Origin of the sequence: Synechococcus sp. EJ6-Ellesmere, assembly GCF_024345875.1 — a bacterium.
In the GTDB taxonomy this organism is placed as follows: domain Bacteria; phylum Cyanobacteriota; class Cyanobacteriia; order PCC-6307; family Cyanobiaceae; genus Regnicoccus_A; species Regnicoccus_A antarcticus.
The window spans coordinates 1-13,991 of the sequence record NZ_JAGQBY010000085.1; the positions used below are offsets into that span (position 1 = coordinate 1).

Genomic DNA, 13,991 nt, shown 5'->3' on the forward strand with positions numbered 1-13,991 from the left:
TCGGCAGGAGCGTCAAGCTGGCCTGGATCGGAAGAGACGGGCATGGGAAAAGGACCATTCCCGTGGACCGAATCCCATGCTGACAGGATCAGCCAGGCCTACTGGGCCAGACTTTTAATAGGCCCTGCCCCCTGGCGGCCACCCTGGCCCTGCGCTCGATGGTCGACTTCAGCCTCGCCGAAGCCCGCTCCAGCCGCTACGGCCATGCGGCCCGCCACCTACAGAGCTGTGGGCTGCTCAGCAAGCGCATCGCTGCCTGGGGCGATATCCCCAGCCACCAGGCCTACATGGCCGCCATCCGCACGGGCCATGGCCGCAAGAGCTCTTTCTGGCAGCGGATGCAGGAGCTGGGCCTGAGCTGATTCAGCTGCTCTCCTGTGGCGCCGGGAGGCCGCTGCCGAAGGGTTCGACGGACACCGTCCAGATCGGAGCGCCTTCACCAGGGCCTTGCCGGAAAGCAAGAGCAGGTCGAACTCAAACTCCAGGACGAGCAGATTTCTTGCCTTTCCGCTCCTTTGCAATGCTCGTGGTCATGCTGCCACCTGCTGGTGCTGCACCAGGTAGGTCTCGATCCAGTCGTGATGCCGCTTCTGCAGGATCCGATCGGCGATCGAGGTGGCTTCCTCCGGCACCTGGAATCGCTTGCGGAAGGCCTTGGTGAACCCTTCCAGCACCGGCCGGGGCAGTCCGCGCAAGGTGCCCAGGACCTGGCGGATGACGGCCGGGTCGAGCGGCGTCAGGCCGGGATCGTTGCTGGCGCTTGGGGCAGCAGGCGTGGGGCGGCGATGGATCGATCGCGTGCCGTTGCTGGCGCTGGCAGGCGGAGGAGCGCTGCTCGGCCCTGCTGAGCTGGTCACCTCCCGCTGCTGTTTGTCATACAAGGCGAGCCCGAAGGGATTCCCAAAGGTCATCAGCGCCCGCTTCATTGCATCGGTTTCCGCCTCTTTGAGAGCGGATTCATGGGCCTGGCCCAGGTCGGTATCGATGCCGTGGCCAGCGCCGCTGCCTTCCCGGATCACTTGGACCCCTGAGCCCTCGCCGACGGTGATGCGCACCCGGGCGGTGTAGGTGACACCCCAGCCAGGGCGCTGGTCCCGGCTCGTGCCTCTGGCACCGATGAGGCGTTCGCTCTGGTTGACGCAGCGAAGGGCGACGGTTTCGCGCTGCCAGCCGTCAAAACCAAAGATGCGGTTGGCCTCGGCGATCACCTGCCAGCCCTCCAGATAGCTGACGGAGCTGCGGCCCTGCTCTCGCTGGCGCACCTTGGCGCGATCCAGCGGGGCGGAGAGGGCAGTGATCTGTTCAGGGGAGAAGGTGCACGTCATGGCGGGAATGAGGATGGTGTGGGCGGTGAGGGGGTGATGGGCAGGGGGAGATCAGCGAGCGGTGCCTTCTGGGTCGAGGGGCTCGATCAGCAGCCAGCAGGGCGGCTCGCTGCAGTGGATGTGCTGGGGCGATGGGCGGCGGCTGTTCTTGCGGAGGATCGGCACCACCCAGCTGCCGAGCCGGGTTGACCAGATGTGTCCCCTGGGCCGCGGTGTGGTGGGCGTGCTTGTGGCGCTGGCAGTGGCGCTGGCGTAGCGGGTGAGATCCATAGCTTCTGGCGGTGGGTAATGGCTGGTGTGTCGCTCTGATGGCTTTGATGGGATGCCCTGGGCCCACTCCTGGAGCAGACCCACGTGCAAGGGGGCTCTGCTCCCTGCCCCCCCGTCAGTGGATGCGCCAGGTGCGGCGGGAGAGGAGTTGGGCGCCGGGGATCTGCCGGCCGGCCTTGATGGCCTCTTTAATGGCGGCCTTATCCGGCTGGCTGGTGGTTTTGACCGTGAGCCAGGCGGGATCGAGGGCCTCCTCGTCGTCGATCACGACGGCCGAGGACTTGCGGCTGCTGAGCTCGTGATTCGGGAACGAGAAGCGGGTGGAGCTGGGCTGCAGCTGGGTGAGGACAAAGACCAGTGATTCCTCCAGGGCATCAGCCCGGCCGGCATCACGACGGGCCAGATCGGTGAGCCGCTTGGCCTGCTGCTGCCGGTAGGCGGCCTGACCGCGCAGGTGCTCGATCACCCAGCAGGTGGCATCGGCCTTGGCGGCGAGGGCGGCCTTGTTGCCTTCTTCTGCGAGCAGAGCAGCTTCAAGTTCACCTAGGACCTGGGCGCGGGTGTCGTCGCCATCGGTTTCCAGCTGATCGGCGAGCAGGCCGATGGCGGAGGTGAGCTCCTGGGCCTCGATGCCCAGCTGCCAGAGCGAACCGGAGCGCTGCAGCGAGCAGGCAAGACCTGATGCAGTGGGGGCTGCCGCAGCTGGAGCGGGAGCTGGGGCCTCGATGGAAGCGGCAGGGATGGGAGTGAGAACGGCCATGACGGTGAGAAGGCGATGGGGATGGGAATGGACGAAATGACGGAATGAAGTGCCAGGGGCGCGAACGGCTTGGGCTGTGGAATCAGGAGCGGCCGACGCCAACCGGCACGCTCCAGAGCCCGGCTGATGGGCTGACCTCGGCTACGGCGATCGGCACCGGCGAGCGGGAGGCCAGCCGGCGGGCTTCCTGCACCAGCGAGGCGGTACCGGCACCGCCGGGGAAGGCCACCACCAGCACTGAGACGGGGAACCCAGGTGTGCCCTGGGCCAGGGCACAGGCGATCGCCTGCTCGAGCAGCTGCCGATTGCGGATCGGCCCAGCGGCACGGCCATGGCGGCCCCACTCGGCCGGCAGGGAAACAGCTGACCAGCCCAGCTGCTGGTCAGCGCGGGCGATCGCCTGATCGGCGCCCCGGGCACCGCCATGGAGAAGCAGATGGACGGGCCTGCCGTCGCTGCGGCAGAGCAGCTCAGCGGCAATCAGCTGATGGGGCCAGACCAGATCACGGCCGCCACCGGCGACGATCACCCGCGAGCAGCAGGCCCCCTCCGGGCTGGCTGGTGCCGGGACCATCGCCAGAGAAAGGGTGGACTTCTGGAGATAAGAAAAAGCCATGGATTCAGTTGCCAAAGGTGACAACTGATCGGGGCATCACAACCGCTCAGGCATACGCAGCGGTGATGGCGAGACCAGGGGATGAACTTGCCGCCGGCGATGGGCTTGGGGCCTTTGGCGCAGCCTTTATTCTACCAGTACAAGTGCACTATGGAGTATGTAAAGCGGCTGTGCTGCAATGGATCTGGGAGGAAATGATCCTTTCCTAGCTCCTGCCCATTGATGAGAGGCAAGAGCCACGACTGGGCCAGCGCTGATCTCTTTCTTTCCCCAAGCCGCGCAGCCGCGCGAGGCCCTCCCTGGCTTCTCGGCGCTACCCATCCATCCCCTCTGGCCTGGAGCAGCGGCGGCACCGCAGCCGCGGGAGCAGCGCCGGGCCCTTCTCCCCAACACAGCCCCGCTGAGGGCGGCGGCGGCTGTCTGACGTCAGCCACGGCGCAGCCGTGGCAAGTTCAGGACGGCCGCTGCCGACCGGAGCAAACTGTCAGCGAAGTGCTGAGCAGCTCGGCAACAACCTCGACCAGCCTTGCCGTGGCTGCCAACCAGCCTTTGCAGCCTCATCAGATCTCTCCCGCTGGGGAGAGATCTCCCGGGTATTGGGCTCCTTCCATGCCTGCTTTTGGCTGCCCGCAGATCCGGCCTCGATCAATGGAAATTTGTCGCCCAAGCCCAGATCCGTCGCGATGGGCGACTGCTCCTTTTACGGAATCTCCTTGGCTCAGGAGCCGGGACACCAGTACTGAACTGAAAACGCAACGCCGAACAAGACGTCTGACTCCAGCAATGGCCCATCAAGCAGGCCAGGCTCTGGAGCGGAGGGACTGGGAATCTCTCCCCAAATCTCTCCCATCTCCCTTGCTCAATCCCTGAAAAGTCAATCGGGGCGACAGGATTCGAACCTGCGACCTAGTGCTCCCAAAGCACCCGCGCTACCAAGCTGCGCCACGCCCCGCTGGGGAGAATCTACCTGTCGATCTCCCTGTGATCGCGAGACTTCTGCGAAGCTCGGTTGGCCTGGGTCAGGTCAGGGTGGGCGTCCCCAGCTGCACTCTCGAGCCCTGATCGTTGGAGAGCACCTCGATGCCGTAGCGGATGCGCTCCTTGAGCGCCCCCACGTGGCTGATGATGCCGACCATGCGGCCGCCCGCCCGCAGCCGGTCGAGTTCGTCCATCGCCAGTTGGAGGTTGTCGGGATCGAGGGTACCGAAGCCCTCGTCGACGAAAAGGGCCTCGAGATGCACACCGCCTGAATGGGCCTCGACCGTGTCGGCCACGCCAAGGGCCAGAGCCAGGGAGGCCTGGAAGGTTTCACCGCCCGAGAGGCTGCTCACCTCCCGCTCCTCGCCGGTGTAGGCATCAAGCACCCGCAGTCCCAGTCCCGCCTGTCGGCCGCCGCGGCCCCCCTCATCGGTGAGCCGCAGTTGGTAGCGGCCAGAGGTCATCAGCTCCAGCCGCTGGTTGGCGTAGCGGCAGATGTCGCCCAGGTAGGCCGAGAGCACCCAGCGCTGGAGGGAAATGAAGGGAGCGGTCCTGCCCGAGCAGCGATCGGCCACGGCACTGAACAACTGCGCCTGCTCCCGCCGGGACGCCAGCTCGCCGGCCCCGCTGCTGTGCTCAGAGGTGAGTCGCTGGATCTCCGTCTGTGCTCCGCGGGCTTCGCTGTGGCGCTCGACGGCTGCCGTTCGGGCGGCATCGGCGGCGAGCACCGCCTCAAGGGCAGCCGCGGTGTCGGGTCGCTCCTGGGGCAGGTCGGCCAGGTCCGCCGAAGCCAGGAGTCCCCTCAGCTCAATCACCTCCGTCTCGAAGGCCTTGATCCGTTGCGCCCAGAGCTGGCGCATGGTCTCCGGCTTGAGGGCGGCTACTACGGCCTGGCCATCGGCAAACTCCGATCCGGCCAGGTCCCTCGCCAGGCGGCTTGAGGCCTGCTCCAACCGGGTCGAGGCACTGGCGCTGGCGTGGCAGCGTGCCGCCAGAGCTTTCAGCGCCGCCTCCAGGGGTTCGATGGTCTTCAGCGCCTGCTTGGGATCGACACCCTCCCCAAGTTCCCTGGTGATGGCGGTGGAGAGCGCCTGCGCCCGGTTGGTTTCGTCCGTGGCCGCCCTGGCCTGCATCGCCAGCTCCGTGCTGGCCGACTGAATGCTGGCCTGGAGAGCCTCGAGCTCCCGCTCGTGATTGCTGATCTCCTGCTCCAGGCTGGCCACCGTCTCAGCCAGGGCCTGCGCCGCGGTCAGGGCTTGGCTGGCCTGCCGGGCAGCTGTGTCCGCCGCCACAGGATCACTGGCGGCAGTGCCGGCTCTCTCCAGCACTGCCTTCCGCTCTCCCTGCGCTTTCTCCACAGCCACCGCAGCCTGCTGAGCCGCCGTGGTGGCCGCGCTCAGCTCGCTCTCCGCCGCTGTGATCGCCTCCTCGCTGATGGCATCCTGCGAGGGCTGGGCGGGTGCTGGATGGTGCCCCGAACCGCAGACCGGGCAGGGGGCTTCTGGCACCAGGCCCCCGGCAAGCCGGGCTGCCATTCCGGCGATCTGACGCCGCCGCTGATCGTTCAGGGCCGCCTGCGCCTGGTTGAGCCGTCCATCGGCCTTGGCCTTCGTCGCGATGGCGATCTTTTCCTGGTGCAGGGCAGGGGTGATGGCCGCAACGGCCCGGGCGCAATCGTGGGCGTCCTGCGCCGCCCGTTGCAACCCGTCGAGCTGGTCACGGGCCGAGCAGGCTTTGGTGAAGGCCGCGCCTGCTGCCTGCCGCGCCTGCTGCCGGCTCTCCCTGGCGGCGCTGCTGCTGCTCAACCGTAGGTCCGCTGCCCTGGCCCGTGCAGCCGCGGCGGCCGCCCTGGCCTGTGCCTGGCCCGCCTCCAGGGCTTGGCTGGCCAGGGCGGTGAGCTCCGCTCGACGGGCCGCCAGATCGTTGCGTGCGCTGCCCAGCTCCTCGGGGCTGGGCAGCGCCGTCAGATCGAGGAGGACCAGCGAAACCGGCAGGGCATCGGCGGTGTCCCGGGCCCGGATTGCGCTCTGCAGCTCGGCCTTGATCCCGGCCTCAAGGGTGCTCAGGGCGACACGGGCCGCCTGCTCGGCGTCCACGCTGGGGCGCAGGGCCTCGGCCCGCTCCGCCCTGCTCAGCCGCTGGCGGAAGTCGGCCACCGCCTCCTGTTTCGCCTCCAGTTCCGTGAGCCTTGTGAGAGCTGCCCTGCGCCGATCCCAGCGGTCGGCCAGTTTCTCGACTGCTGCCTTGGCTGTCTGAGCGGATTCAAGGGTTGCGACGGCCTGCTTCAGGCTGCTCTGGGTGCCCGCCACCACCGCAGCGATCTGCTCCACCAGCCGCTCGAGGCCCTCCTGATCGTTGGGCGCCACCACGGGCTCCGGGGCGTAGGGGGTCCACTCATGGGCGGCCTGCTGGCGCAGCACCTCCAGGGACCGGTTCTGCTCGGCCACCTCGATGCGGGAGGACTTGGCGCGCTCCTCCAGCCAGCTGCCCGCCTGCTCGTAGATCACCGTGTCGAAAAGGGTTTTCAGCAGTGCCTCCCGCTCCTCGGCCCTGGCCCGCAGCACCTCGGCGAACTTGCCCTGGGGCAGCAGGATCACCTGCCGGAACTGGGCGGCATCGAGGCCCACCAGCCCCTGAACCTCGCGGCTGACCTCCGTGGTCCGGCTCGCGATCGGCTCCCACCCAGCGCCGACCAGTCGGAACAGGACCGCCTGCGGCGCCTTCTCGGTGGTTCCCTCACCCCGGGTCTTGGGGGCGGTGTAGGCGGGGGATCGCTCCACCCGGTAGCGGGCCCCGCCACTGGAGAACTCCAGGCTCACCCGCGGCACCGCCGCAGGTTCGGCGTGATCGGATTTCAACGCCTTCACGCTGCGATCTCCCGACACCTCGCCATAAAGCGCGAAACAGAGGGCATCGAGCAGGAAGGTCTTGCCGGCACCGGTGCTGCCGTGGATCAGGAACAGTCCCTCCTGGCTGAGGACGTCGAAGCCGATCTCAACCGGCTCGGCATACGGCCCAAAGGCCTCGATTCTGAGCAGGTGGGGCTTCACCGCTCCCCTCCCCTGGCGGCCGCCTCAAGCGCCTGCTGCAGCAGCTCGGCCTCGGCCGAGTTGGCGCTGCGCCCCTGCTGGTCCGCGAAGAAGGCCGAGGTGAGCTCGAAAGGCGAGGCGGCCTGTTGCACCTGCTGGTGGCGCTCGCTGGCCGTGGAGCGCAGCAGCTCCGGCGGGCGATGGCGCAGCTCGGCCACATGGGGAAAGCGCTCTCGCAGGCGGGCCATGGCCTGCAGAGGCAGCACCTCGTCGGTGAGGATCACCCGCACCCGCGCTTCAACGGCGGCCTCGAACTGCGGATCACGGCACAGCTGCTCGATGCAGCCCTCGATCGTGGCCAGCGAACGCCCCACCTGCAGCGGCACGATCTCCACTGTTGGCTGACCTGCGGCGTTGAGCTCCACGATCCGCACTGATTTGGTGTGGTGCTGCTCGGAGAAGGAGTAGGGCAGGGGGGTGCCGGAGTAGGCCAGCCGGGGGCCATCCAGCTGCTGGGAGCCGTGCAGATGGCCCAGGGCCACATAGTCGAAGCCGGTAAAGGCCTCAACGCTCACCCGATCGACATTGCCGACGGTGAGCTCCCGCTCCGACTCGGAGCTCTCCCCGCCTGCGACGAAGGTGTGGGCCACCAGCACCGAGCGGTGATGCGGCCGCTGCTGAAGATCCCGCCGGATCCGCTCCAATGCCAGTCGGGTCACCTCGTCGTGTCGCAGGCGGGTCGGCGGCACCACGGCCGCTTCCTGCTCCAGGGCCCAGGCCAGGCCAGGCCAGGGCCATCCACGGCCGGCTCAAGGTAGGGCAGGGGGTAGATCGCCACCGGCGCACCCCCCAGCCGCGGGCTCACCAGCACCGGCTCATGGGCCCGGCGCACGTCGCCCCGGATCGTCACCCCGAAGGAGGCCAGCAGCGGGTCGTACACCGACACCCGCACATGGGAATCGTGGTTACCCGCGATCGCCACCACCGCGGCACCGCTCTGGCGCAGCTGGGCCAGGGTGTCGTTGAACAACAGCACCGCCTCTGCCGGCGGGATCGCCCGGTCGTAAAGGTCACCGGCGATCAGGACAGCATCGACAGCCCCGTCCCTGGCCAGCGCCACGATCCGAGCTAGCACCTCCGCCTGCTCCTGGAGCAGAGAGGCCCCGTGGAAACTGCGGCCCAGGTGCCAGTCGGAGGTGTGAAGCAGGCGCATCGGCGGCAGCTCGCTCTCAGGGCCTTCCTGGCCTGAGGCTAGGTGGCTAGCGGCTCCCGGCCGACGCCATTGGCTCGAGGCGACCCCTGAGCTGCCTGTCCTGCTCAGCTCGATCTGAGGGGACTCAGGGCGTCATGCCGCAGTGGTTGCCGGGGTAGCGCAGGGTGCGCCAGTCACCACCGGGAGTGCTCACTTCCACGCCGATACCGATCGGGTCTTCGCGGCCGTTGCTGTGCTGTTGCCACCACTCCTGGGCGGCGTCCCAGGCGGCATCCATCGAATCGAAGTGGTCGTCGAGAACGGGATGGGGGCAGCAACGCTGGTCGACCAGGCGGTATAGCCGCACCCCATTGGCCTGCTTGCCAGCAGAGACGGTACGGAAGGAAGAGAACGCCATGGCCCGCACATCGACAACCTCCTCATGGTGACGGCTGTGACAGCTGTTGACTGTCACCTTCATCACAAGTCACGCATCTCAAAGCGTGCGTGCTGTTCTCCAGGAGGCAAGGGGGACGGCTGGGCCGCTGGCCACCAGCCCTCAGCCAAGAAGAGCGATGCAGTCGATCTCGACGAGGGCCCCCTTCGGCAGCGCCGCCACCTGAACGCAGGCCCTGGCCGGCGAGACCCCTGCCGAGAACACCTCCGCGTAGAGGGCATTGACCCGGGCGAAGTCGGCCAGGTCAGTGAGGAAGACCGTGGTGCGCACCACGTGCTGGGCGGTGCAGCCCGCCGCCGCCAGCACCGCCTGCAGGTTCGCGAGCACCTGCCTGGTTTCGGCCTCCACATCCCCGGCACCCACCAGGGCGCCAGTGGCTGGATCCAGGGCGATCTGGCCGGAGCAGAAGAGCAGACCCCCCGCCTTGACCGCCTGGTTGTAGGGACCCACCGGTGCCGGTGCAGCGGCCGTGGTGATCGCCTCGGCGGGAGTGCCCATGCCCATGGCAGGTGAAAATGGAGAATCGAGTGTACGAACCAGGCTCCATCGCCCCACCTACCCCAGCCCCGCTGCCTGTGACCGCCGCGCCTCGGCCGGATGAGCGGCCCGATCCGGTCCGGCTGGAGAACGTCTGGCACCGCTACCCCAGTGCCCGCGGGTCCAGCGACGGCGACGAATCACAGAACTGGACCCTGCAGGGGGTGAACCTGGAACTGCATCAGGGGGAACTGGTGGGGCTGCTGGGACCCTCCGGCTGCGGCAAGACCACCTTGCTGCGCCTGATCGCAGGTTTCGAGCGTCCGGCCCGCGGACGGGTGCTGATCCATGGCCAGGAAGTGGCCGGCCCCCACGGCTGGCTGGCGCCGGAGCGTCGTGGGGTGGGCATGGTCTTCCAGGACTACGCCCTCTTTCCCCATCTCGATGCCTGGAGCAACGTCTGTTTCGGCCTCAAGCCCCGCCAGGACCGCAGCCGGGCCGCCTGGCTGCTGGAGCTGCTGGGGCTCAATGGGCTGGAGCGCCGCTACCCCCATGAACTCTCGGGTGGCCAGCGCCAGCGTCTGGCGCTGGCGCGGGCCCTCGCCCCGGGGCCAACGCTGCTCCTGCTCGATGAGCCGTTCTCCAACCTGGATGTGGAGGTGCGGCTGAGGCTGCGGGCCGAGCTGCCTGGGGTGCTCAGCCGCTGCCAGGCCAGTGGCCTGATCGTCACCCACGACCCGGAGGAGGCCCTGGCCATCTGCGACCGGGTGGCGGTGCTGCAAGGTGGACACCTGCACCAGTGCAGCAGTCCGCGCGAAATGGTGAGGGCCCCCGCCTCCGCCTTCGTGGGCCGCTTCGTGCTGCAGGGAAACCTCGTCGAGGCCCACTGGAGCGGCGACCAGCTGCTCACGCCCCTCGGTGCCCTTCACCTTGAGCCGGGTGGATCTGTCCCCAGCGGTGATGGAGCGGGCCCCTGGCAGGTGCTGCTGAGTCCGTCGGCTTTTGATCTGAGCGTCGACCAGGGCGGCCCCGCCGAGGTGGTGGCGCGGGAGTTCCTCGGCCGTGAGTGGCTCTACCAGGTGCGTCTCGATGCCCAGGGCTCCGCTGCCCCGGTTGACCTCCGCTTTCGCCTGCCCCTGGAACGCGACTATCCCCTCGGTCTGCGCTGCCGACCTTGGTTGCGGCCCGGCGAGCCCGCGCGGCTCTTCCCCACAGGCCAGAGCCTGAGGCCGTCGGAGGCCCACCGCACCGGAGCGGCCTGATCAGCCTTGCCAGTGGTCCTTGCTGCGGCGACGGCTGGCGAACGCTTCTGCATCGCTGGCCCTGAGCATCAGGTTCGTGGCCCACTCCAGAGCGATGGTGCTGGGGATGGTGGGCTGATTCACTCGCCGCAGCTCTTCCACCGCCGCCAGCCGCTCCTGAATCGCCTGCCGCTCCTCCCCCGGTGCCTGGCAGTTGGCCGCCGCCCAGCGCAGGTTGGAGAGGGTGTACTCGTGGGCGCACCAGACGCGGGTGTCTCCGGGCAGGGCCCCCAGCCGCTGCAGCGACTGGTGCATCTCCGTGGGACTGCCTTCGAACAGGCGACCGCAGCCTCCGGCAAACAGGGTGTCGCCGCAGAACAGCTCTCCCTTGCCGCCGGGCAGCGGCGGCAGATAGAAGGCCAGGTGCCAGCGGGTGTGCCCGGGCACCGCCAGCACGTTCACGCAACGCCCCAGCAGCTCCAGCCGGTCGCCGTCCCGCAGGGCCACGGTCTGGAAGGGGATGCGGGCCCGGTCGGCGCCTGAGGCCAGCACCGCTGCGGCCGGCCAGCGCCGCAGCAGCCCCGGGGTTCCGCCGATGTGGTCGGAATGGTGGTGGGTCTGCAGCACCGCCACCAGCTCCAGCCTCCGCTGCTCCAGCCACTGGACCACTGGTTCGGCAACGGCCGGATCCACCACCACCGCCTGCGCCCCGTCGTGGAGCACCATCACATAGTTGTCGCGCAGCACCGGGATCAGCTCCACTTCGCTGTGGCTCTCGCCCATCGGTAAAGTCCAGGTTGCGGTGCAAGTCCATGATCACCGTCGCTCTGGCCAAAGGGGCCCTGCTGAAGGATTCGGTGCGCTGCTTTGCCGCCGCCGGGCTTGATTTCAGCGCCCTGCTCGATGCCGACAATCGCCAGCTGATGGTGCCCAGTCCCTGCGGCAGGGCCCGGGCCCTGCTGGTGCGCAATGGCGATGTGCCCGTCTATGTGGCCTATGGCCAGGCCCAGCTGGGGGTGGTGGGCGACGACGTGCTGCGCGAGCACCAGTTGCCGGTGGCGCCGCTTCTGGATCTGGGCTTCGGCGGCTGCCGCATGGCTGTGGCCGTGAAAGAAAACAGTGGCTACACCCGGGCGGCGGAGCTGCCGGCCCATTGCCGGGTGGCCAGCAAGTTCGTTCGCTGCGCAGAAACCTTCTTCGCTGGGCTCGATCTGCCTGTGGAACTGATCCATCTCACCGGCTCGGTGGAGCTCGGTCCGATCACCGGCATGTCGGAGGCGATCGTTGACCTGGTGGCCACCGGCCGCACCCTGCGCGAAAACGGCCTGGTGGCCCTTGATGAGTTGTTCCACAGCACGGCCCGCCTGATCGGTAATCCCCTGGCCCTACGTTTCGATCTCGGCGAGCTTCAAGGAATCACCGACAGGGTCGCCACCTCCATCGCCGCAGCCGCCCCGTCTGCCACTGCCTCCTCCCAGCGCTGATGGCTGCCCTCGACCGCCAGCGGCTCAGTCGGCTGCTGCCTTACCTCCGCCATGACCGCCGCCGCCTGATCCTGGTGGTGCTGCTGCTGATCCCCGTGGCCCTGGCCGCCGCGATCCAGCCGCTGTTGATCGGCCAGGCGATCGCTGTGCTGCGCGGCGAGCCCACTGCCGCCTGGCTGGCGGGGCAGAGCGTGTCGCAGGCGATGCGCACGCTGGTGCTGATCCTCTTCGGCGCGGTGCTGCTGCGGCTGGCCCTGCAGGGCGCTCAGTCCTACAGCGTTCAGGCGGTGGGGCAGCGGCTCACGGCCCGCATCCGCGACGACCTCTTTCGCCACGCCCTCGCCCTATCCCTGCGCTTCCACGACCGCACCCCGGTGGGCAAGCTGCTCACCCGCCTCACCAGCGATGTGGATGCCCTGGCCGAAGTGTTCGGCAGCGGCGCCGTGGGGGTGCTGGCCGATCTGGTCACCCTTCTGGTGATCGGCGTGACGATGATCAGCATTGAGCCGCGTCTCGGTGCCCTGCTACTGGCCAGCCAGGTGCCGGCCACCCTGGTGATCCTCTGGCTGCAGGGCCGCTACCGCAAGGCCAACTACCGAGTGCGTGAGGAGCTCAGTCAGCTCAACGCCGATCTGCAGGAGAACCTCCAGGGGCTGGAGGTGGTGCAGATGTTCCGGCGAGAGGCCACCAATAGTTCCCGCTTCGCCGTCACCACCAACGCCTACCGCCGAGCGGTCACCGGCACGATCTTCTATGAAAGCGCCGTGTCGGCGTTTATCGAATGGGTGGCCCTCACCGCCGTGGCCGTGGTGCTGGCCCTGGGGGGCTGGATGGTGATCGCCGGCAGCATCGGCCTCGGCACTCTCACCACCTTCATCCTCTTTTCCCAGCGTCTGTTCGATCCCCTGCGCCAGTTGGCGGAGCGCTTCACCCAGATCCAGGGCGGGCTCACGGCGGTGGAGCGCATCGGGGAGCTGATGGAGCAGCCGATCGAGATCTCTGACCTCGACGACACCCTGCGCAGCAGCGCGGCCCAACGCTCGGGACTGCTACGCGCCAGTGCCGGCGAAGTGATCTTCGAGCGGGTGAGCTTTGCCTACCGTCCCGGTGATCCGATCCTCAGCGAGCTGAGCTTCCGCATCGCCCCGGGGGAGCAAGTGGCCCTGGTGGGTCCCACCGGCTCCGGCAAGACCACGATCATCCGCCTGCTCTGCAGGCTCTACGAACCCCAGAGCGGCAGGATCCTGCTCGATGGCATCGACATCTGCGAGCTGCCCAGCGCCACCCTGCGCCAGCGCCTGGGAGTGGTCCTTCAGGACACGTTCCTGTTCAGCGGCAACGTGGCCGACAACCTGCGCCTGGATGCTCCCATCACCCAGGACGATCTGGAGCGGATCTGCTCCGAGCTGGGTCTCGATCCTCTGCTGCGTCGCCTGCCCGACGGGCTAGCCACAGAACTGCGTGAGCGTGGCGGAAATCTCTCCTCGGGCGAGCGCCAGCTGCTGTCGGTGGCTCGTGTGGCGATGCGGGATCCCTCGGTGCTGGTGATGGATGAGGCCACGGCCTTCATGGACCCCTCAACAGAGGCCACACTTCAACGCGATCTGGAGCGGCTGCTCAGTGGCCGCACCGCCATCGTCATTGCCCACCGCCTGGCCACAGTGGAAGCGGCCGATCGCATCCTGGTGCTGCGCCGGGGCCGGCTGATCGAGCAGGGCACCCACCGGGAGCTGCGGGCGGCCGGTGGCCTCTACGCCGAGCTGGCGGAACTGCAGGAGCGGGGTCTGGCCCGTCTTTAGGAGTTTGCGGAAAAACTGTCTCAGAAGCCGTGCTTTCCATCACTGAGCTGATCGCTCCGTGATCGGACTGATTAGCAGCGTCGATCGGGAGGGAACTCCAGGGCAACAGGTGATCTCCTCTGAAAAGCCTGGTCACACCTTCAATGCAATGCCATTGACAAAACCGTGCCAAGTAAGCGGCGACTGTGATCCAGCTGCCATTGGTGTCCGTGCCTGGAACGGAACCCTGCCTGCACCAGGGCCTATTAAAAGTCTCAAGCTGAGGCCGGCTGTGGGCCTCCCTGACCATGGCAGCGCATCAGCCGCACCAGCAGCTCCACGTTGTGGCTGACGACACCTATCGCGTCAGCGATGGAATGGAAC

The 13,991-nt window shown here is 67.9% G+C and carries 14 protein-coding genes and 1 tRNA gene; 4 read left to right on the forward strand and 11 right to left on the reverse strand.

Features of this window, described 5'->3' with window-relative positions; translation table 11 throughout:
- Positions 1 to 101 precede the first annotated feature (101 nt).
- On the forward strand, positions 102 to 362 hold the full coding sequence (locus tag KBY78_RS10340; protein ID WP_399215702.1) for a DUF6880 family protein: 261 nt from the start codon (positions 102 to 104) through the stop codon (positions 360 to 362).
- 168 nt (positions 363 to 530) lie between these two features.
- On the opposite strand, the gene KBY78_RS10345 is transcribed toward KBY78_RS10340, so the two are convergent.
- The 10 genes from KBY78_RS10345 to KBY78_RS10390 all read right to left on the reverse strand — a co-directional run bounded on the left by KBY78_RS10345 (position 531) and on the right by KBY78_RS10390 (position 9,131).
- On the reverse strand, positions 531 to 1,325 hold the full coding sequence (locus tag KBY78_RS10345; protein WP_255143526.1) for an RAD52 family DNA repair protein: 795 nt from the start codon (positions 1,323 to 1,325) through the stop codon (positions 531 to 533).
- Between the two features lie 51 nt (positions 1,326 to 1,376).
- Entirely contained in the window at positions 1,377 to 1,595 is a 219-nt protein-coding gene (locus tag KBY78_RS10350) for a hypothetical protein (protein ID WP_255143527.1), read from the reverse strand.
- Positions 1,596 to 1,710: 115 nt separating this feature from the next.
- Complete coding sequence (locus KBY78_RS10355) at positions 1,711 to 2,355, reverse strand: siphovirus Gp157 family protein (protein WP_255143528.1); 645 nt, start codon at positions 2,353 to 2,355, stop codon at positions 1,711 to 1,713.
- Positions 2,356 to 2,437: 82 nt separating this feature from the next.
- Complete coding sequence (locus KBY78_RS10360; protein ID WP_255143529.1) at positions 2,438 to 2,971, reverse strand: DUF2493 domain-containing protein; 534 nt, start codon at positions 2,969 to 2,971, stop codon at positions 2,438 to 2,440.
- An 878-nt stretch (positions 2,972 to 3,849) separates the two neighbouring features.
- Positions 3,850 to 3,923: transfer RNA gene (locus KBY78_RS10365), tRNA-Pro, on the reverse strand.
- Between the two features lie 67 nt (positions 3,924 to 3,990).
- On the reverse strand, positions 3,991 to 6,999 hold the full coding sequence (locus tag KBY78_RS10370; RefSeq protein ID WP_255143530.1) for an AAA family ATPase: 3,009 nt from the start codon (positions 6,997 to 6,999) through the stop codon (positions 3,991 to 3,993).
- Complete coding sequence (locus KBY78_RS10375) at positions 6,996 to 7,727, reverse strand: exonuclease SbcCD subunit D (RefSeq protein WP_255143531.1); 732 nt, start codon at positions 7,725 to 7,727, stop codon at positions 6,996 to 6,998. Before KBY78_RS10375 ends, KBY78_RS10370 begins: the two co-directional genes overlap by 4 nt.
- Positions 7,694 to 8,191, reverse strand: a complete 498-nt coding sequence (locus tag KBY78_RS10380) for an exonuclease subunit SbcD (RefSeq protein WP_255143532.1) — start codon at positions 8,189 to 8,191, stop codon at positions 7,694 to 7,696. Before KBY78_RS10380 ends, KBY78_RS10375 begins: the two co-directional genes overlap by 34 nt.
- A 124-nt stretch (positions 8,192 to 8,315) precedes the next feature.
- Complete coding sequence (locus tag KBY78_RS10385; RefSeq protein ID WP_050751454.1) at positions 8,316 to 8,588, reverse strand: hypothetical protein; 273 nt, start codon at positions 8,586 to 8,588, stop codon at positions 8,316 to 8,318.
- A gap of 141 nt (positions 8,589 to 8,729) precedes the next feature.
- Positions 8,730 to 9,131 carry a Rid family detoxifying hydrolase gene (locus tag KBY78_RS10390; protein ID WP_006171009.1) on the reverse strand — a complete coding sequence of 134 codons (402 nt, stop codon included), beginning with the start codon at positions 9,129 to 9,131 and terminating at the stop codon, positions 8,730 to 8,732.
- A gap of 71 nt (positions 9,132 to 9,202) precedes the next feature.
- On the opposite strand from KBY78_RS10390, the gene KBY78_RS10395 reads away from it, so the two are divergent.
- Positions 9,203 to 10,366, forward strand: a complete 1,164-nt coding sequence (locus KBY78_RS10395) for an ABC transporter ATP-binding protein (RefSeq protein ID WP_255143533.1) — start codon at positions 9,203 to 9,205, stop codon at positions 10,364 to 10,366.
- Here KBY78_RS10395 and gloB read toward each other — a convergent pair whose 3' ends face one another.
- Positions 10,367 to 11,128 carry a hydroxyacylglutathione hydrolase gene (gloB, locus tag KBY78_RS10400; protein ID WP_255143534.1) on the reverse strand — a complete coding sequence of 254 codons (762 nt, stop codon included), beginning with the start codon at positions 11,126 to 11,128 and terminating at the stop codon, positions 10,367 to 10,369. It lies immediately after the preceding gene.
- Positions 11,129 to 11,157: 29 nt separating this feature from the next.
- Here gloB and hisG point away from each other — a divergent pair, with 29 nt between their 5' ends.
- Together hisG and KBY78_RS10410 are read left to right on the forward strand one after the other, a co-directional pair.
- Complete coding sequence (hisG, locus tag KBY78_RS10405) at positions 11,158 to 11,829, forward strand: ATP phosphoribosyltransferase (RefSeq protein WP_255143535.1); 672 nt, start codon at positions 11,158 to 11,160, stop codon at positions 11,827 to 11,829.
- A complete protein-coding gene (locus tag KBY78_RS10410; RefSeq protein ID WP_255143536.1) occupies positions 11,829 to 13,628 on the forward strand; it encodes an ABC transporter ATP-binding protein in 1,800 nt (599 codons plus the stop codon). Before hisG ends, KBY78_RS10410 begins: the two co-directional genes overlap by 1 nt.
- The last annotated feature ends 363 nt before the right edge of the window (positions 13,629 to 13,991 follow it).

What these genes read in the sequence shown, in the direction of transcription:
- KBY78_RS10345 (WP_255143526.1), bottom strand. Translation starts at nt 1,325, where the DNA reads ATGACGTGCACCTTCTCCCCTGAACAGATCACTGCCCTCTCCGCCCCG.
- KBY78_RS10350 (WP_255143527.1), bottom strand. Translation starts at nt 1,595, where the DNA reads ATGGATCTCACCCGCTACGCCAGCGCCACTGCCAGCGCCACAAGCACG.
- KBY78_RS10355 (WP_255143528.1), bottom strand. Translation starts at nt 2,355, where the DNA reads ATGGCCGTTCTCACTCCCATCCCTGCCGCTTCCATCGAGGCCCCAGCT.
- KBY78_RS10360 (WP_255143529.1), bottom strand. Translation starts at nt 2,971, where the DNA reads ATGGCTTTTTCTTATCTCCAGAAGTCCACCCTTTCTCTGGCGATGGTC.
- KBY78_RS10380 (WP_255143532.1), bottom strand. Translation starts at nt 8,191, where the DNA reads ATGCGCCTGCTTCACACCTCCGACTGGCACCTGGGCCGCAGTTTCCAC.
- KBY78_RS10385 (WP_050751454.1), bottom strand. Translation starts at nt 8,588, where the DNA reads ATGGCGTTCTCTTCCTTCCGTACCGTCTCTGCTGGCAAGCAGGCCAAT.
- KBY78_RS10390 (WP_006171009.1), bottom strand. Translation starts at nt 9,131, where the DNA reads ATGGGCATGGGCACTCCCGCCGAGGCGATCACCACGGCCGCTGCACCG.
- gloB (WP_255143534.1), bottom strand. Translation starts at nt 11,128, where the DNA reads ATGGGCGAGAGCCACAGCGAAGTGGAGCTGATCCCGGTGCTGCGCGAC.
- hisG (WP_255143535.1), top strand. Translation starts at nt 11,158, where the DNA reads ATGATCACCGTCGCTCTGGCCAAAGGGGCCCTGCTGAAGGATTCGGTG.
- KBY78_RS10410 (WP_255143536.1), top strand. Translation starts at nt 11,829, where the DNA reads ATGGCTGCCCTCGACCGCCAGCGGCTCAGTCGGCTGCTGCCTTACCTC.